Origin of the sequence: Agromyces sp. GXQ0307, assembly GCF_044769845.1 — a bacterium.
In the GTDB taxonomy this organism is placed as follows: Bacteria; Actinomycetota; Actinomycetes; order Actinomycetales; family Microbacteriaceae; genus Agromyces.
Map to the genome: position 1 here is coordinate 863207 of NZ_JBIZVY010000003.1, position 17246 is coordinate 880452.

Annotated in this window: 16 protein-coding genes and 1 tRNA gene; 4 read left to right on the forward strand and 13 right to left on the reverse strand. The window is 72.0% G+C overall.

What is annotated here, in order from left to right:
* Nucleotides 1-110 precede the first annotated feature (110 nt).
* The gene (locus ACIQH8_RS14055) at nucleotides 111-944 is read left to right on the forward strand and encodes an ABC transporter ATP-binding protein (RefSeq protein WP_400999643.1); all 834 of its coding nucleotides are present in this window, start codon (nucleotides 111-113) and stop codon (nucleotides 942-944) included.
* A complete protein-coding gene (locus ACIQH8_RS14060; protein ID WP_400999645.1) occupies nucleotides 941-1675 on the forward strand; it encodes an ABC transporter permease in 735 nt (244 codons plus the stop codon). Before ACIQH8_RS14055 ends, ACIQH8_RS14060 begins: the two co-directional genes overlap by 4 nt.
* On the opposite strand, the gene ACIQH8_RS14065 is transcribed toward ACIQH8_RS14060, so the two are convergent.
* Genes ACIQH8_RS14065 through ACIQH8_RS14080 form a run of 4 tightly spaced genes read right to left on the reverse strand, consistent with a single transcriptional unit; the run spans nucleotide 1650 to nucleotide 6137 of the window.
* Nucleotides 1650-3008: a D-arabinono-1,4-lactone oxidase gene (locus ACIQH8_RS14065; RefSeq protein ID WP_400999647.1), complete on the reverse strand. Its 1359-nt coding sequence runs from the start codon at nucleotides 3006-3008 to the stop codon at nucleotides 1650-1652. The two genes, ACIQH8_RS14060 and ACIQH8_RS14065, sit on opposite strands and share 26 nt — an antisense overlap.
* Nucleotides 3005-4255, reverse strand: a complete 1251-nt coding sequence (locus ACIQH8_RS14070; protein WP_400999649.1) for an alanine racemase — start codon at nucleotides 4253-4255, stop codon at nucleotides 3005-3007. Before ACIQH8_RS14070 ends, ACIQH8_RS14065 begins: the two co-directional genes overlap by 4 nt.
* Nucleotides 4252-5553: an MFS transporter gene (locus ACIQH8_RS14075; protein WP_400999651.1), complete on the reverse strand. Its 1302-nt coding sequence runs from the start codon at nucleotides 5551-5553 to the stop codon at nucleotides 4252-4254. The genes ACIQH8_RS14070 and ACIQH8_RS14075 overlap by 4 nt, the downstream gene beginning before the upstream one ends.
* A complete protein-coding gene (locus ACIQH8_RS14080; RefSeq protein ID WP_400999853.1) occupies nucleotides 5550-6137 on the reverse strand; it encodes a TetR/AcrR family transcriptional regulator in 588 nt (195 codons plus the stop codon). The genes ACIQH8_RS14075 and ACIQH8_RS14080 overlap by 4 nt, the downstream gene beginning before the upstream one ends.
* A 133-nt stretch (nucleotides 6138-6270) precedes the next feature.
* On the opposite strand from ACIQH8_RS14080, the gene ACIQH8_RS14085 reads away from it, so the two are divergent.
* The gene (locus tag ACIQH8_RS14085; RefSeq protein WP_400999653.1) at nucleotides 6271-7197 is read left to right on the forward strand and encodes a Ppx/GppA phosphatase family protein; all 927 of its coding nucleotides are present in this window, start codon (nucleotides 6271-6273) and stop codon (nucleotides 7195-7197) included.
* A gap of 65 nt (nucleotides 7198-7262) precedes the next feature.
* Here ACIQH8_RS14085 and ACIQH8_RS14090 read toward each other — a convergent pair.
* From ACIQH8_RS14090 to ACIQH8_RS14130, 9 genes are all read right to left on the reverse strand, one after another.
* A tRNA-Leu gene (locus ACIQH8_RS14090) sits at nucleotides 7263-7336 on the reverse strand.
* A 44-nt stretch (nucleotides 7337-7380) separates the two neighbouring features.
* The gene (locus tag ACIQH8_RS14095; protein WP_400999655.1) at nucleotides 7381-8802 is read right to left on the reverse strand and encodes an NAD(P)/FAD-dependent oxidoreductase; all 1422 of its coding nucleotides are present in this window, start codon (nucleotides 8800-8802) and stop codon (nucleotides 7381-7383) included.
* Between the two features lie 37 nt (nucleotides 8803-8839).
* A complete protein-coding gene (locus tag ACIQH8_RS14100) occupies nucleotides 8840-10162 on the reverse strand; it encodes a S8 family serine peptidase (RefSeq protein ID WP_400999657.1) in 1323 nt (440 codons plus the stop codon).
* A complete protein-coding gene (locus tag ACIQH8_RS14105; RefSeq protein ID WP_400999659.1) occupies nucleotides 10159-10698 on the reverse strand; it encodes a DUF501 domain-containing protein in 540 nt (179 codons plus the stop codon). Before ACIQH8_RS14105 ends, ACIQH8_RS14100 begins: the two co-directional genes overlap by 4 nt.
* A complete protein-coding gene (locus ACIQH8_RS14110) occupies nucleotides 10695-11240 on the reverse strand; it encodes a septum formation initiator family protein (protein ID WP_400999661.1) in 546 nt (181 codons plus the stop codon). The genes ACIQH8_RS14105 and ACIQH8_RS14110 overlap by 4 nt, the downstream gene beginning before the upstream one ends.
* 74 nt (nucleotides 11241-11314) lie before the next feature.
* Nucleotides 11315-12595 (reverse strand): phosphopyruvate hydratase, encoded by a 1281-nt coding sequence (gene eno, locus ACIQH8_RS14115; protein WP_400999663.1) that lies wholly within the window; start codon nucleotides 12593-12595, stop codon nucleotides 11315-11317.
* 60 nt (nucleotides 12596-12655) lie between these two features.
* Entirely contained in the window at nucleotides 12656-13765 is a 1110-nt protein-coding gene (locus tag ACIQH8_RS14120) for a glycosyltransferase family 2 protein (RefSeq protein WP_400999665.1), read from the reverse strand.
* A 40-nt stretch (nucleotides 13766-13805) separates the two neighbouring features.
* Nucleotides 13806-15068, reverse strand: coding sequence for a histidine--tRNA ligase (gene hisS, locus ACIQH8_RS14125; RefSeq protein WP_400999667.1), 1263 nt, complete (start codon nucleotides 15066-15068; stop codon nucleotides 13806-13808).
* Nucleotides 15069-15121: 53 nt separating this feature from the next.
* Nucleotides 15122-15832, reverse strand: a complete 711-nt coding sequence (locus tag ACIQH8_RS14130; RefSeq protein WP_400999669.1) for a MazG family protein — start codon at nucleotides 15830-15832, stop codon at nucleotides 15122-15124.
* A gap of 169 nt (nucleotides 15833-16001) precedes the next feature.
* On the opposite strand from ACIQH8_RS14130, the gene nhaA reads away from it, so the two are divergent.
* A complete protein-coding gene (nhaA, locus tag ACIQH8_RS14135; protein WP_400999671.1) occupies nucleotides 16002-17204 on the forward strand; it encodes a Na+/H+ antiporter NhaA in 1203 nt (400 codons plus the stop codon).
* Nucleotides 17205-17246: the final 42 nt, after the last annotated feature.

The window sequence follows — 17246 nt, forward strand, 5'->3', positions numbered from 1 at the left end:
CGACGAAATCTGCGGACTCTCAATCCTAACGATCGCGCCGCGGACGTGCGGGGAACTCCCATGAGACTCGAAGCGAGCGGAGGTGCCCCTCCGGGCGTAGGCTCGGCCCCGTGGCCGAGTCCTCCCGCCCGCACGCGCGGCATCGCGCCCCGACCGAATCGGTTCCGGTGCCGACGCCCGGCGGAGCGGACGGGGCCGCCGCCGCCGACCCGGTCGTCGTCGTCCGCGACCTGCACGTCCGGCGCGCGAAGACACGGGTCCTGTACGGGCTCTCCCTCACCGTGCGGCGCGGCCGCATCGTCGGGCTCCTCGGTCCGAGCGGAAGCGGCAAGACGACGCTCATGCGCTCGATCGTGGGTGTGCAGGTCGTGCAGTCCGGCACGGTCGAGGTGCTCGGGCTCGCCGCCGGTTCCCGCGAACTGCGCAGCCGCGTCGCCTACGTCACGCAGCAGCCGAGCGTCTACGACGACCTGACCGTGCGCCAGAACCTCGCGTACTTCGCGCGCGTGCTCGGCGTGCCGGCGTCGAAGGTCGACGAGGCGATCGCCAGGACGCACCTGGGCGACGTCGAGCGCCGGCTCGCCGGTTCGCTCTCGGGCGGCCAGCGGAGCCGGGTCTCGCTCGCGACCGCGCTGCTCGGCGACGCCGAGCTCCTCGTGCTCGACGAGCCCACGGTCGGGCTCGATCCGGTGCTCCGCGTGGAGCTGTGGGAGCTGTTCCACCAGCTCGCCGACGAGGGCGCGACCCTCATCGTCTCGAGCCACGTCATGGACGAGGCGAAGCGCTGCGACCAGCTGCTGCTGATGCGCAACGGCGAGCTCCTCGCCGACGCCACCGTGGCGAACGTGCTCGCGGCGACCGGCACCGACGACATGGAGACCGCCTTCCTCACGCTCATCGAGCGGGCGACGACGCCGATGACCGACGAGGAGGCGCCGCGATGACCCCGATGCGCACCCTCGCGACGGCCGGTCGCGTGCTGAGCCAGATCCGCCACGACCCTCGCACGATCGGGCTGCTGCTCGTCGTGCCGAGCCTGCTCATCGGCCTCGTCGCGTGGATCTTCACCGACACCGACGTGTTCGCCGACATCGGCCCGGCGATGATCGCGCTGTTCCCGTTCATCGTCATGTTCCTCGTGACGAGCATCGCCACCCTCCGGGAGCGTCGGTCGGGAACGCTCGAGCGCCTCTTCTCGATGCCGCTCGGCAAGGGCGACTTCATCCTCGGATACGCGCTCGCGTTCGGACTGCTCGCGATCTTCCAGACGGCGATCGCCGTGTCGTGGGCCGTCTGGGTGTGCGGCCTCGAGATCGAGGGATCGATCTGGCTCCTGTTCGCGGTCGCGGTCGCGGACGCGCTGCTCGGCACGGCGCTCGGACTCCTGGCGAGCGCGTTCGCGCGCACGGAGTTCCAGGTCGTGCAGTTCATGCCCGTCCTCGTGTTCCCGCAGATCCTGCTCGGCGGGATCTTCCTGCCCCGCGATCAGCTGCCCGAGGTGCTCCAGGCGATCGGCGACGCATTGCCGCTGAGCTTCGCGATCGATGCGCTCACGGCCGTCGCCGACGGGTCCGAGGACGCCGCCTGGATCTGGGGCAAGGTGCTCGTGATCGGGGCCTGGATCGTCGGGGCGATCGTGCTCGGCTCGATCACGCTGCGCCGTCGTACGCCCTGACGGCCGATCGACCGCTCGTTCCGGTGGCACCGTCGAGCACTCGTTCCAGGTACGGGTTCGCGAACCGCCGCTCGGGGTCGAGCCGATCCCGCGCCGCGAGGAAGTCGTCGAACCTCGGGTAGACCTCGCGGAGCGTCTCGGAGGTCTGGGTGTGCATCTTGCCCCAGTGCGGCCGTCCGCCGAACGCACGCAAGATGTCCTCGACGCCCGCGAAGTACTCGGTCGGGTCCTCCCGGAAGTAGCGGTGCACGGCGATGTACCCCGTCTGGCGCCCGTAGGCGGTCGAGAGCCAGTTCTCGTCGGATGCCGCGGCGCGCACCTCGATCGGGAAGCTGATGCGCCATCCGCGCGCCTCGATGAGCGAGCGGATGGCACGGAACGCCTCCGGGATCGCCTCGAGCGGGATCGCGTACTCCATCTCGCGGAACCGGACCGACCGGTTCGTCGTGAACACGTTCGGCGAGACGTCGCTGAAGTCGCGGTTGCCCGTGAAGCGATCGACGAGGCGCGCGAGCGGCGGCGTGACCGGGGGCGCGATCCGGCCCAGGGCGCACATGGCGCGGTAGACGCCGTTGGCGAGCACCTCGTCCGAGAGCCAGCGCTCGGCGCGACCGAGCGGCGTGCGGTGCGCGTCGCCGGGCAGCCGCGTGTTCGTCTTCGTCAGCGCCGTCGTCGTGTGCGGGAACCAGTAGAACTCGAAGTGGTCGTGCTCGCGGACCCGTGGCATCCACTCGTCGAGCACCAGGTCGAGCGGTTCGGTCCGTTCGACGGCGTGCAGCACGAAGCGCGGCACGAGCTGGAGCGTGAGTTCGGTGATGACGCCGAGCGCGCCGAGCCCGACCCGCACGGCGGGCAGCAGTTCGGAGTGCTCGGTTGCGCTCACCGTGATGAGTTCGCCCGTGCCGGTGACGAGCCGCGCGCCGACGACCTGCGTCGCGAGGCCGCCGAATCCGATCCCGGTGCCGTGCGTGCCCGTCGAGATCGCCCCCGAGATCGTCTGGCGGTCGATGTCGCCCATGTTCGGCATCGCGAGCCCATGGGGCGCGAGGAGGTGAGGGAGTCGATGCAGGGGGGTTCCGGCGCCGAGCGAGACCCGCCCGGTCGCGGCATCCGCTGCGCGCACCCCCGAGAGGTCGGCGAGGTCGAGCTGGATGTCGGGCGCCGCCGCGATCGCGGTGAAGCTGTGACCCGAGCCGACGGGCTTGATGCGCCGGCCCTCGGCGGCGAGGACCGCGCGCACCACGGCGCCCTCGTCCGCCGGACGCTCGATCCGATTCGGACGCACCGCCGCGGTGCGCCCCCAGTTCCGCCAGACCGCTCCACTCGCCGTCACAGGTACGCCTTCCCCTCTCCACGGTACGTCGGCACGGTGCCGACGACCTCATCGCCGTCGACGAGCGCGAACTCGGCGAGGTGCTCGGCGAGTTCGCCCGACTTCGTGTGCCGCATCCAGATCCGGTCACCGGGCCGCAACCGCGGGGCACCGCGACCGGTCACGGGCGTCTGCACCTCTCCGGCGCCCTCCCGCGGCAGCATCCGCAGCCCCTCGGGCCAGACGATCCGCGGCAGTCGGTCGATGCCGGGCGGGCCCGAGGCGATCCACCCGCCGCCCAGCATCGTCGCGTGCCGGGGGCTCGGCGAACGCACCACGTCGAGCGCGAACGCCGCCGCCGGTGCGGGCGTGAAGTGCGCGTACCCGTCGAACAGGTGACCGGCGAGGATGCCGGAGCCCGCGCCGAGCTCGGTGACCGACGGGTCGGCCGCGGTCGCCTCGAGCGAACCGGTGCCGCCGCCGTTGACGAACTCGAGGTCGGCGTGACGGCGCACCGCGGCCACCGCGCGGGCGCGCCGTTCGACGAGTTCGGGCATCGATCGGGACTGCATCCATCGGTTCACCGCGCCGTCGACCGGACGCCCGCGGGGCGCGTTCGCGACGCCGGCGACCTGCGCCTCGTACGCCATCACTCCGACGAGGCGGAAGCCGGGGCGCCCGGCGAGGTAGGCGGCGAACGCCCCCGCGTCGTCGGGTTCGTGCACGGGCGATCGCCGGACGCCGAGGTGGCCGAGCACGGGTGCGTGCCACGAGGCGTCGAGTTCGAGGCACACCCGGATCGGTTCGCGCTGCGACGGCGGAAGGACGGCGTCGACGAGGTCGAGTTGCGCGGGCGAGTCGACCATGAGCGTGATGCGCCGCGCCAGGTCCGGGTCGGTCGCGAGCCGGCGGATGCCCGCGGCCTCCGCAGTCGGGTAGCCGACGACGAGGTCGTCGAGCCGCGGCATCCGCTCGGCCAGCCAGATCGCCTCGGCGAGCGTGTACGCGAGCACGCCCCGGTAGCCGGGGAGGTCGAGGAGGGCCTCGACGACCGCGCGGACGCGGATCGACTTCGTGGCGACGCGGATCGGCGTTCCCGCGGCGCGGCGGAGCATCTCGTGCGCGTTCCAGCGGAGGGCGCCGACGTGCAGCGCGCCGACCGGCGCGTCGAGGTGCCGGGTCGCCCGGGTGAGCGTCGGCCAGTGGGCGGATGGCTCGAGCCACGGTTGCGCGGACGTCCCCGCCCGGAGGTCGAGCACGTCGGTCATCGGACGCTCCGCACGCGCGAGACCGCAACCGCACCGGCGAACGCGAACGCCGCGCCGAGCGCGAAGACGAGGGTGAACGAACCCGTCGCCGCGACGGCGAGCGCGCCGAGCAGCGGACCGATCGACTGGGGCACGGCGGTCGCGATGTTCATGATGCCGAGGTCCTTGCCGCGCGAGGCGGGATCGGGCAGCACCTGCGTCGCGAGCGCCTGGTCGACCGAGAGGAAGCACCCGTACGCGAGGCCGAGGAGCGCTGCCGCCGCCATCGCGACGGCGACGGACGGCATGACCGCCAGCAGCAGCGCGGCGACCCCCTGCAGCGCCGACGCGAGCAGCACGAAGATCCGTCGTCGGCCCAGTGCGTCGGAGAGCCGGCCGAAGGCCAGCGAGGCGATGATCACGAAGACCATGTAGATGAGCGTGAGGACGAGCAGGTCGTCCTCGGCATTCGGGTCGCCGAGGCCGAACATCAGGAAGTACAGCAGCAGGCTCGTGCCGAGCGCGTTGCCGATCGAGACGAGTACGCGACTGAGGAGCGTCCAGCCGAAGTCGGGGTGCGCACGCGGGCTGATCCAGAGGCTCGCGACGATGCCGCGCGCCGTCACGCGTGCGCGCTCGGCGGGGGCGAGTGGCGCGTCCGGCCGCAGCAGGAACGGCACCGCCAGCGCGAGGAGCGCCGCCGCGATGACGGCGTAGCCCGCCAGCTGGCCCGTGAACACCATGGTCACGAGCACGAGGCCGAGGATGATGCCGACGGCCTGCGGCGCCGACATCCAGCCCGAGACCACACCGCGCTGGCCGACCGGAACCTGGTCGGAGATCGTCGCGGTCAGGGCCGCGGTCATCACGCAGAAGCCGATCGTCGCGCCGACCCACGCGAGCCCGATCGCCCAGATCTCGTGCTGGAGGCCGAGGAGGAGGAGGGACGCCGCGAACACGGCGGCGCCGCCCGCGATCCACGGCCGGCGACGACCGAACCGCGAGGTGGTGCGGTCCGAGAGCGCGCCCGTCAGCGGGTACGCGATCACGACGAACACGGCGGCGATCCCGGAGACCGCGCCGAACGCGACGACGCTCTCGATCCAGTCGTCGGGGTGGAGTTCGGCGTCGATCTGGGCGGGCAGCAGCAGCTGCACGGGAGTGAGCTGCGCCATCCAGATGCCGAGCCAGGCCGCGGCGAATGCCGCCATCCAGCCGCGGCTAACCCGGCGGGTGGGTTCCTCGAACGCGCCGTCGGCGGGGGACGCGGTCGATGCCGAGGACGGCGGCGTCGGCGAGGCGTCGTGGGTTCGGGTCACCGGGGTTCCGCCATTCTCGAGAGGGCGTCGGCGGCGGCGCGGGCGGCCGCCAGCGCAGCGTCGTCGTCGCGGTGGACGAGCCAGTTCAGGGTGATGCCGTCGGAGAACGCGATGAGCACGCCGGCCACCTCCGACACGGGCGCCCGCCAGGCCACCCCGGCGCGATCGGCGGCGAGCGTGAGCGCACGCTCGGCGAGGTCGGCGTACCGACGGTACTGGGCGAGGGCGAGCGGATGGCGCTCCGGCGCGCGCAGCGCATGCTGCGTGAGTTCGAGCATGGCCTGCTCGTGCGCCGGATCGGCCCGGAGGTGCTCGAGGTAGCGCCGGAAGGCCGCCTCGATGACCTCGCGGAAGTCGCCGTCGACATCGGGCAGGGGCAGCACGGCCTGGGTCTCGCGGGCGACGACGGTGGCGATGAGCTCGTCGAGGAACGCGTCGCGCGAGTCGAAGGCGTAGTGGAAGCTCGCCAGCGACATCCCCGCCTCGGCGACGATGGCCCGCGTCGACGCACCGGCGATGCCCTCGCGCGCGATGACGCGCAGGCCCGCTTCGATGAGCGCCGGACGGCGCTCCGCGGCGGACATGCGGGACACGTCGCACCTCCCGGATTCGCGCTCGACGCCCTCGGGCGAGACCTGAAACTGGGACGATCGTCCCAGTTCGACCCAGTATGCACGCACCGCGCGCATCGCACCAGCCTCCCGCTACGCTCGGCTCATGCGCCTCGGGGTTCTCGACGTCGGATCCAACACCGTCCACCTGCTGGTGGTCGACGCCCACCCCGGCGCGCGACCGATCCCGGCCGCCTCGCACAAGGCGGTGCTGCGACTCATGCGCTACCTCGACGACGACGGGTCGATCAGCCAGGAGGGCGTCGACGCGATCCTCGACGCCGTCCGCGAGGCATCCGCCGTCGCGAAGGAGTCGGGCATCGACGAGCTGCTCGCGTTCGCCACCTCCGCGATCCGCGAGGCGACGAACGGGGCCGAGGTGCTCGCCCTGATCGAGGAGGCCGCCGGCATCCACCTCGACGTCCTGAGCGGGGCCGACGAGGCGCGCATCACGTTCCTCGCCGTCCGCCGCTGGTACGGCTGGTCGGCCGGCCGGATCCTGCTCTTCGACATCGGCGGCGGGTCGCTCGAGATCGCGCACGGCGGCGACGAGGTCCCCGACCACGCCCGGTCCGTCCCCCTCGGCGCCGGCCGTTCCACGATCGAGTACCTCTCCACCGACCCGCCGACCGACGAGCAGGTCGACGCGCTCCGCGCCCACGCGCGATCGGTGCTCCGTTCGACGGTCGAGCAGATCGGCGGCATCCCCGAGGTCGACCACGTCGTCGGGTCGTCGAAGACCATCCGCTCGCTCGCCCGGCTCGCCGGGAGCACCGAGGAAGGCGTCGGCTCGGAGGAGCGCAGCATCCTCAAGCTCTCGCGCCTCGACGACTGGATCCCGCGGCTCGCGAAGATCCCGGCCGACGCCAGGCCGAACCTCCCCGGCATCACCGCCGACCGGACCTTCCAGATCGTCGCCGGAGCGGTGGTGCTCTCCGAGACGATGCGCGCGTTCAAGGCGAAGACGCTCGAGGTCTCGCCCTGGGCCCTCCGCGAGGGCCTGATCCTCCGGCGCATCGACCGGCTCTCCTGAACGACGGCGGGCGAACTGCGGCGGACGATCGACCATCGAGATCGTCGGCCGCGTGAGCGATTCGGTGCTCCCGCTGGGATTCGAACCCAGACTGAGGCGAGTTTAAGTCGCCTGCCTCTGCCGATTGGGCTACGGGAGCGCGGCGCCGGCCCGAAGGCCGGCACCGCGTCACAGCATAGGCCCCTACTTCGCGGCGACGGCCTTCTCGGCCGGCTTCGCAGCCTTCGCCACCGGCTTCTTGGCCTCCGGCTTCGCCGGGGCGGCGGGTGCGGCGACCTCGCCGGCCGGCTTCGGACGGGCGGCGAAGCGCTCGAACTCGGCGCGCGGGTGCTGCACGGCGCTCAGCGAGACGATGTCGCGGCCGAGCCAGAAGTTGTTCCACCAGCCCCAGAACACACGGAGCTTGCGCTCCCACGTGGGCATCGCGAGGCCATGGTAGCCGCGGTGCGCGAACCACGCGAGGAGGCCCGTGATCGCGATCTTGCCCGACTGGAACGCACCGGAACCGATGCCGAGGCCGGCGACCGCGCCGAGGTTCTTGTGGAAGTAGTCCTTCGGCTCCTCGCCGCGCAGCACGGCGACGATGTTCTTCGCCATGAGCTTGCCCTGACGCACCGCGTGCTGGGCGTTGGGCACGCAGTAGCCGCCGACGCCGCCGCCCGAGAGGTCGGGCACGGCGGCGATGTCGCCGGCCGCCCAGGCGTCGGGAACGATGTCGTCCTCGTCGCCGACGCGGAGGTCGGGGCGCGTCTTGATGCGGCCGCGCTCCTCGACGGGAAGGTCGCTCGTGCGCACGATGGCCGGGTTCGCCATGACGCCGGCGGTCCACACGATGAGGTCGGTCTCGAAGGTCTCGCCCGTCGAGAGCTCGATCCGGCCGTCGACCGCGCTCGTGAGCTGGGTGTCGAGGTGGATCTCGGCGCCGCGCTGGGCCAGGTGCTTGATGACCCAGTGGCTCGTCGGAAGCGACACCTCGGGCATGATGCGGCCCATCGCCTCGATGAGGTGGAAGTGGGTGTCGTCGAACGAGAGCTGCGGGTAGAACTCGAGCAGCGCACTCGCGAACGAGCGGAGCTCGGCGAACACCTCGATGCCGGCGAAGCCGCCGCCCACGACGACCACCGTCAGCAGGCGGTCGCGCTCGGGGCCGGCCGGCAGGTTCGCGGCCTTGTCGAAGTTCGTGAGGAGCCGGTCGCGGATCGCCACGGCCTCTTCGACCGTCTTGAGGCCGAAGGCCTGGTCGGCGACGCCCGGGATCGGGAACGTGCGCGAGACGGCACCGCCGGTGACCACGACCACGTCGTAGTCGAACTGCCACGGCTCGCCCACCTCGGGCGTGATCGTCGCGGTCTTCGACGCGTGGTCGATGCCGGTCACCTTCGCCGTGACGACGTTCGTCTTCTTCAGGTGACGACGCAGCGCGACCACCGAGTGCCGAGCCTCGATCGATCCGGCGGCAACCTCGGGAAGGAACGGCTGGTAGGTCATGTACGGCAGCGGGTCGACGACCGTCACCTCGGCTTCGCCGGGCCGCAGCCACTTCTCGAGCTTCCACGCCGTGTAGAACCCCGCATAGCCGCCACCGACGATCAGAATCTTGGGCACGGTGAATGGACTCCTTGGATCTGTGATGCCTGCGTGCCTACGCGTCGGATCGCGTGGAACGCCTGATGTGCCGAGTGGCGCCGATGCCCAACAGCGCTGCTAGCGTACCAAACCCGGCGACCAGCGAGAGCGGCACCGTGATATAGGACAACGTCCACGGGGTCGGCAGGAGCGTCTTGGCGCTGTCGGCGCGCGGGGGCGGCGGATCGGCGATCGGCACGATCTCCTGGTCGTCGGTGCTCTCCGAGCCCTCCTGCTCGGGCACGTCGGCACGGCGGTGGACGCGGATCCACTCCTCGAGGCTCCCGAGCGGGTTCTGCTCCACCGCCTCGACCTCGGCCGTCAGCGCGGCGACCGGATCGATGATCCCGTAGCCGTAGAGCGGACCGGGCACCTCCTCGCCCTTGGGGTCGGCGGTGCGGATGACGCGGTTGATGACGTTCGCGGCATCCAGTTCGGGGTACTCGGCGCGTACGAGCGCGACGAGGCCCGACACGAGCGGTGCCGCGGCGCTCGTCCCCGACCACACGACATGGCTGCCGTCGGGGAGCACGCCGACGAGGTCTTCGCTCGGCGCGGCGACCGCGATCGTGATGCCCTGCGAGCTCGCATCGAAGCTCGCGTTCTGGTCGCGATCGACGCCGGCGACGGCGAGCACGCCGGGGATCGTCGCGGGCGCGCCGACCTGGGTGGTTCCGGAGCCCCGGTTGCCCGCCGCGGCGACCACCACCACGTCGTTCTCGAACGCGTAGAGGAACGCGTCGTCCCAGCTCTCCGGCCAGTCCGGCGTGTTCCGCGTCAGCGACATGTTGATGACGTCGGCTCCGTTGTCGACCGCCCACACCACGGCCTCGGCGATCTGCTCGTCGTTGGTCTTCTCCGCACCGGTCTCGAGCCCGAACGCGACGGACGCCGTCAGCAGGTCGGCATCGGGCGCGACGCCGATCACGCCGTTGCCCTCGCCGGTGCCGCGACCGGCGAGGAGCGAGGCGACCATCGTGCCGTGCTCCTCTTCTTCGCCGACGGGGGTCTGCCCGTCGGGCGAGCCGATGCCCGAGACATCCGTGCCCCCGATCACCACGCCCTGCAGCTCGGCGACGTCGCCGTTCACGCCGGTGTCGATGATCGCGACGGTCACTCCGTCGCCGCGCGACGTGGTCCACGCCTGCGTGAAGCCGTAGTCGGTGAGCCAGTACTCCAGGTCGCGCACGGTGTCGGCCTGCGCAGGGGCGGCCCCCGAGAGCGAGAGCACCCCCGCGACGAGCGCGCCGACGCCCGCCCGCCAGAACGAACGTCGGCGGGCATTGTTCGGCGACGGCTCGGCGGCTCGCCGAGCGCGACGGCTGCGCGTCGGACTCACGCGGACGCCCCCTCGTCGACCTCGTCGAGGCCGTAATCGGGACACCGGCACACGTCGGGCGACCAGCTCGACCGCTCGAGCGCGAGGTCGCCGATCGGGTTCACCCCGGGACCCGCGGCGAGCGCGTGCCCGGCGAGCGCGTGCAGGCACTTGACGCGGGTCGGCATGCCGCCCGCCGAGACGCCTGCGATCTCGTCGACGACGCCGAACATCTCGCGGTCCGCGAGGTACTGCTCGTGCGCCGCTCGGTAGGCGTCGCGCACGTCGTCGTCGGCCGCGAGCAGCTCGGTGAACTCGACCATGAGCTGCGCCGCCTCGAGGAACGACATCGCGGCCGTGGCCACCGGGTGGGTCAGGTAGTAGAACGTGGGGAAGGGCGTGCCGTCCGAAAGTCGCGGCCGCGTCGAGACGACCGTGGGCGCACCGCAGGCGCAGCGAGCCGCGATGCCGACGACGTCGCGCGCGGGTCGGCCGAGCTGCGCCGACACGATGCGGAGGTCGCGGTCGGTGACGGGTTCGAACGGCGGGCGGGTCATCGGTTCCCCTCGTCGGCGGGCTGGGCGGTCGGGTCGCGTTCGGTGCCGGCCGCGGCGGGCGGCGTGTCCGCGCCATCCGTCGCACTCGGGGCGAGCCCGGCGCTCATCACCGAACGCAGCATCGTCTGCATCCAGTCGCCCCGCGCCTCGGTCACCTCTGCCGACACCGCGCGATCGGCGGAGACCGCGGCGGCCGGATCGCGATCGTCGATGACGAGGTAGCTGACCTCGCCCGGAAGCACGTAGTACAACCGTTCGCGGGCCTGGGTCACGATGAAGGTCTCGTCGTTCCACCGCTCGCGTTCGTCGGTGAGGCGCGCGACCTCGGCCTCCTGCCGGGCGACGTCGGCCTTCAACTCGGCGATCTGCTGCCGCTGCGCGGCATACGCCGCGATGCTCGGCGCGAGCACCACCACCGCCAGCACGAGGACGCCCATCATGATGATCGAGAACCCCGAGAAGCGGATGCCGGCGAGCCACGTCTCCGCGAGCTGGCGGATCGACTGCCGCGGCGGACGCGAGGGACGACGTGCAGCGTTCATCGTCCTCCTCACCTCCTGGAAACGACCGACGGGGGCGGCCACCGGCCACCCCCGTCGTGCGTCTCAGGTACGCGTCACGCCGTGAAGCGCGGGAATGCCGAGCGGCCCGCGTACTCCGCGGCCTCGCCGAGCTCTTCTTCGATCCTCAGAAGCTGATTGTACTTGGCCACTCGCTCGGACCTCGCGGGCGCGCCCGTCTTGATCTGACCGCAGTCGGTCGCGACGGCGAGGTCGGCGATCGTCGTGTCCTCGGTCTCGCCGGAACGGTGCGACAGCACGGCGGTGTAGCCGGCGCGCTGCGCGAGCTTCACGGCGTCGAGCGTCTCGGTCAGCGTGCCGATCTGGTTGACCTTCACGAGGATCGAGTTGCCCGCGTGCCTGGCGATGCCGTCGGCGAGTCGGGACGGGTTCGTGACGAACAGGTCGTCGCCGACGAGCTGCAGCTTCGAACCGAGCTCGGAGGTGAGCGTCGCCCAGCCCTCCCAGTCGTCCTCGGCCAGCGGGTCCTCGATCGACACGAGCGGGTACGCGGCAGCGAGCTCGGCGTAGTACGCGCTCATCTCCGCCGCGGTGCGGTCCTGGCCCTCGAAGCGGTACACGCCGTTCTCGAAGAACTCGGTCGACGCGACGTCGAGGCCGAGCGCGATGTCGGTGCCGAGGGTGAAACCGGCCTTCCCGATCGCTTCGGCGATCAGGTCGAGCGCCGCGCGGTTGTTCTCGAGGTCGGGCGCGAAGCCGCCCTCGTCGCCGAGGCCCGTCGAGAGGCCCTTCGACTTCAGCAGGCTCTTCAGCGCGTGGTAGGTCTCGACACCCCAGCGGAGGCCCTCGGAGTACGTCGGTGCGCCGACCGGGAGGACCATGAACTCCTGGATGTCGACGCCCGTGTCGGCGTGCGCGCCGCCGTTGATGATGTTCATCATCGGCACGGGCAGCACGTGGGCGTTCGGGCCGCCGAGGTAGCGGAAGAGCGGCAGGTCGGCCGAGTCGGCCGCGGCCTTGGCGACGGCGAGGCTCACGCCGAGGATCGCGTTCGCGCCGAGGCGGCTCTTGTTGTCGGTGCCGTCGGCCTCGATGAGGGCGGCATCGACGACGCGCTGGTCGGCGGCATCGAGGTCTTCGATGGCCGGGCCGAGCTCGTCGAGCACGGCGTCGACGGCCTTCTGCACGCCCTTGCCGAGGTAGCGGTCGGCCTCGCCGTCGCGCAGCTCGTACGCCTCGAACGCGCCCGTCGACGCCCCCGAGGGCACCGCGGCCCGCGAGACGGTCCCGTCGTCGAGGAGGACCTCGACCTCGACCGTGGGGTTGCCGCGCGAATCCAGGATCTCCCGTGCGCCGACAGCTTCGATGAATGCCACAGTGAACTCCTCTGTGATGGGGATGTGCGTGGACGACTCCGTCGTTGCCCGCAGGACAGTCTAGGACCCCGGTTCCGAGGGCCGCTCGCGTATGTCGTCGCGGTGCTCGCCGGCCCCGCGATCGGCGTCGACGAGGCCGCGTTCGATCGCGATGGTCCGCGGTCGTGCGTCGACGAGCGAGCCCGGCACGGGTCGCCGCCAGACGCGGAGCGGGCGGCGCAGCGCTCGATGGGCGAGGCCGTCGGCGATCCGGCGGATCCCCTGGACCGGGTGGCCGCTCCGGAGCAGTGCCCGTCCCTGCGCGGTCTTGCGGGCGGCCGTACGCCGCTGATGCGATCGCCAGACCCGTTCGAGCAGCCTCGCATCGGTCGGGGTGTTCTCCGGCGAGAAGAACGCGGTCGCCCAGACCCGTCGGGCGGTTCGGACGTCGCGCCGTCGGTTCGCCGAGGCGTTGGCGTCGTGTCGGCGGTATCGGAGCAGCACGCGATCGACGACGACGAGCGGCGCACGGCGTGCGAGGCGGATGGTGAAGTCCCAGTCCTGTCCGACGACGAAGGACGGGTCGTAGCCGCCCGCCGTCTCGAACGCGGCCCGCCGCACGAGCAGCGCACCCATCGGCACCACCGGCGTCGCGAGGAACACCTGGTCGATCCCACGGTACGGACCGGAGACCGCCCCGTCCGCAAGCCCCAGTTCCTCCCTCGCGATCATCTGATGGCGGAACGCGCCGTCGTGCACCGGTCCGCCGTCGGAGTCGATGAACTCCCCACGCGCGAACGCCCCCGACGCCTCGGGATGCGCCTCGAGCGCCTCGATGAGCGAGGAGACGAGCTCCGGCTCGCAGACGTCGTCATCGTCCATGAACATGAGGAACCCGGTCGTGTCCGCGGCGAGCGCCGCCCCGGCGTTGCGGGCCGCGCCGACGCCCCCGTGCGAACGGAGGACCAGCGTCACCCGCGGATCGTCGAGGAACCCCCGAACGATGTCCGGGCCGTCGTCGGCCGACGCGTCGTCCACCACGATGACCTCGAGGTCGACGTGGTCCTGCGCGAGCACGCTGCGCAGCGTCTCCGCGATGTACCGGGCGCGGTCGTGCAGCGGAACCACGACGGTGACCAGCGGGGCGGCGTCACCGCGCGCGCGGCGAAGGTCCGTCGCGTCCGAGGTCATGCGACGAGCATGCCACGAACCCGCCGACGAGGGCGCAGCGCTACTCGCCGAGGTCTCGGAACACGAGCGACGCGGCATCCGTCGTCTCGGCGTCGACGGGCGCCCACGCATCGAAGCCGTCGGCGGTCACGCGGTCGAGGAGGGCGCGCAGGTTCTTCACGCGCCGCTCGAAGCGCACGCGCATGCCGGATGCCACGAGCTCGTGCTTGAGCGTCAGCAGCTCGCCGGGCGCGACGTCGCGGTCGTGCACGAGCACCACTGAACGAGCGCGCCCCTCGTCGCGCACGGCGAGCAGGTCGACGATGCGCTCGAAGCCGATCGAGAACCCGCACGCGGGGACCTCATGGCCGAGGAAGCGGCCGATCATGTGGTCGTAGCGTCCGCCGCCGCCGAGCGAGTACCCGTGGTCGGGGTGCGCGATCTCGAAGATCGTGCCCGTGTAGTACCCCATGCCGCGAACGAGCGTCGGGTCGAAGTCGACGGGGGTGCCCGGCACGGCGTCGCGCAGCGCGACGAGGTCGTGGAACGCGTCGAGGTCGAGCCAGGCGGGCGGCGGCACCACGCCGTCGGCGAGGTGCCACCCGGCGCCCGCGAGCTGCCGCAGCTCGTCGGCGATGCCCGGCCGCTCGACGCCGAGCGTCGCGAGCTCGGCCGCGACGCCGTCGGGCCCGATCTTGTCGAGCTTGTCGATCGTGATGAGCGCGCGCTCGCGCAGCTCGTCGGGGACACCCCACGAGCCCAGGATGCCCGCGAGGATGCGACGGTCGTTCAGGCGGATGCGGCACCCCTCGAGCCCGAGCGCGTCGAGCGCCGCGACCGTGGCGGTCAGCAGCTCGAGCTCGGCGAGCGGGCCGGCCTCGCCGATGATGTCGATGTCGCACTGCACGAACTGCCGGTAGCGGCCCTTCTGCGGGCGCTCGGCCCGCCAGACCGGCGCGATCTGGATGGCGCGGAACACGGGCGGCAGGGCGGCCCGGTGCGTGGCGTAGAAGCGGGCGAGCGGCACGGTGAGGTCGTAGCGCAGGCCGAGGTCGGCGAGTGAGAGCGCGTCGCCCGATTCGGCGGCCGCGGCGAGGTCGTCGGTCGTGAGGCCGCGCTTCATGACCGCGAACGCGAGCTTCTCGTTGTCGCCGCCGAGCCCCGCGTGCAGTCGCGACGAGTCCTCCATGACGGGCGTCTCGATCTCGTCGAAGCCGTGCGTCGCGTACACCCCGCGGATCACCGAGAGCGCGTGCTCGCGTCGGGCCTTCTCGGCGGGCAGGAAGTCGCGCATGCCGCGCGGGGGCGTCACGGTCTGGGCCATGCGCCCCATTCTTCCAGCAGCGGATGCCGCGTCGGAACGCGGCCCGAGGCCGGTCAGGCCTCCGCCGCCCGAACGTCCTCCTGCATCGAGCGGATGGCGCCGCGCAGCGCGCGCTCGGCGTCGAACCCCTGCGCTCGGGCCGAGACGACGAGCGCCAGGAGCGTGTCGCCGAGCTCGGCCTCCGTGGCCGGCGCGGATGCGGCATCCGTCGCCGACCTCGTCACGCCGACCTTCTCGGCCTTGCCGAGCAGCTTCTGTGCGAGCGCGAGCGCGGGCATGCCCTGCGGCACGCCGTCGAGCACGCTCGTGCGGTGCGGCTTCTCGCTGGCCTTGAGGTCGTCCCAGAAGGCGACGACGTCGGCCGCGGTCTCGGCCTCGCGGTCGCCGAAGACGTGCGGATGGCGCGCCACCATCTTGGCCGTCATGTGGCGGGCCACGTCGTCGATGTCGTAGCCCTCGCCCGGGGTGTGCGCGGCGAGGTCGGCGTGGAAGAGCACCTGGTAGAGCACGTCGCCGAGCTCCTCGATCATCTCCTCGCGGCTGCCCGACTCGATCGCGTCGATGAGCTCCCAGCACTCCTCGACGAGGTACTGCACGAGCGACTCGTGCGTCTGCTCGGCGTCCCAGGGGCACCCGCCGGGGCCGCGCAGGCGGCCGACCATGGCGACGAGTCCGAGCAGGCCGTCACCCGGGGCGGAGGTCGCGGCCGCGGCATCCGTCGTCGCCCGCTCGCCCGCTCCGTGCCCGCCCGCCGTTCGCGCCATGACCCATCGCCCTCTCCGGCCCCCGGCGGGACCCGTCGCTGCGAGCCTAACCGCGGCGCCCGATAGACTCGACGGCAGGAGTGCCGGGAAGTCTGGTCGGCCGACGCCTCGCGCGTCGTCGCTGTCTCCGCGCGGCCCCGTCGCCGTTCCCGACCCCGTCAGAGGTGCCATGAACTTCCTCCGCTCCGAGCGCGTATCCGCGTCGCTCCTCCTCGCCGCCGCCATCCTCGGCCTCGTGATCGCGAACTCGCCGATCGGGCACGACCTCGTCGAGTTCAAGCACGCGCACCTCGCGGTCCCGTTCACGGGACTCGACCTGTCGCTCGGGCACTGGGTGAGCGACGGGCTGCTCGCCGTCTTCTTCTTCATCGTCGCCGTGGAGCTCCGACGCGAGCTCGTCATCGGCGAACTGAACAGCTTCTCGAAGGCGGCACTGCCGGCGATCGCCGCGCTCGGCGGGGTCGTGGCGCCCGCGCTCGTGTTCCTGGCCTTCGCCGGGGCGGGCCCGACCGCCGACGGCTGGCCGATCCCGACCGCGACCGACATCGCCTTCGCACTCGGCGTGCTCGCGATGTTCGGCCGGTTCATCCCGACACGCGTCCGCGTCTTCCTGCTCGCGCTCGCCGTGCTCGACGACCTCATCGCGATCCTCATCATCGCGTTCTTCTTCACGAGCGACGCCGATCTCGCCTACCTCGGGTTCGCCGCCATCACGGTCACGCTGTTCGGCATGATGAGCCGGCTGCTCTCGCCGCGATCGCCGTACGTCCTCGCGCGGCGCGCCCAGTGGCCGGTGATGGTCGCGCTCTGGACGCTCGCCGTGCTGACGTGGTCGTTCGTCTACCTGTCGGGCGTGCACGCGACGATCGCGGGCGTGATGCTCGGGCTCGTCATGTCGCGTCGCCCCGCCGGCCGCGCGGTGCACGCGCTCGAGCCGGTGTCGAACGCCGTGATCCTGCCGCTGTTCGCGTTCTCGGCCGCGCTCGTCGCGATCCCCGCGGTGCGGCCGAGCGAGCTCGACCCGGCCTTCTGGGGCATCCTCGTCGGCCTGCCGGTCGGCAAGATCGTCGGGATCACCCTCATCGGCGGTATCGCGACGCTGTTCGTGCACCGTCGGACGGGCATCAAGCCCCTGACCTGGTCGGACGTCGCGATGGTCGGCGCGCTCGGCGGAATCGGCTTCACGGTGTCGCTGCTGATGAACGAGCTCGCGTTCCGCGAGTACCCCGAGGTCGCCGACCAGGGCGTCGTCGCCGTGCTCATCGGGTCCGGGATCGCGATCGCGATCTCGGCGGTCTTCGTCAGCCTGAAGTCGCGGGCGTATCGACGCCGCGGCGCCGCCGAGGGGGTCGGCGGGCCGCTCGCGCACTGACCCGCTCGCGCACCGGCGAATCGGTCGACTGCTCGGCGCCGG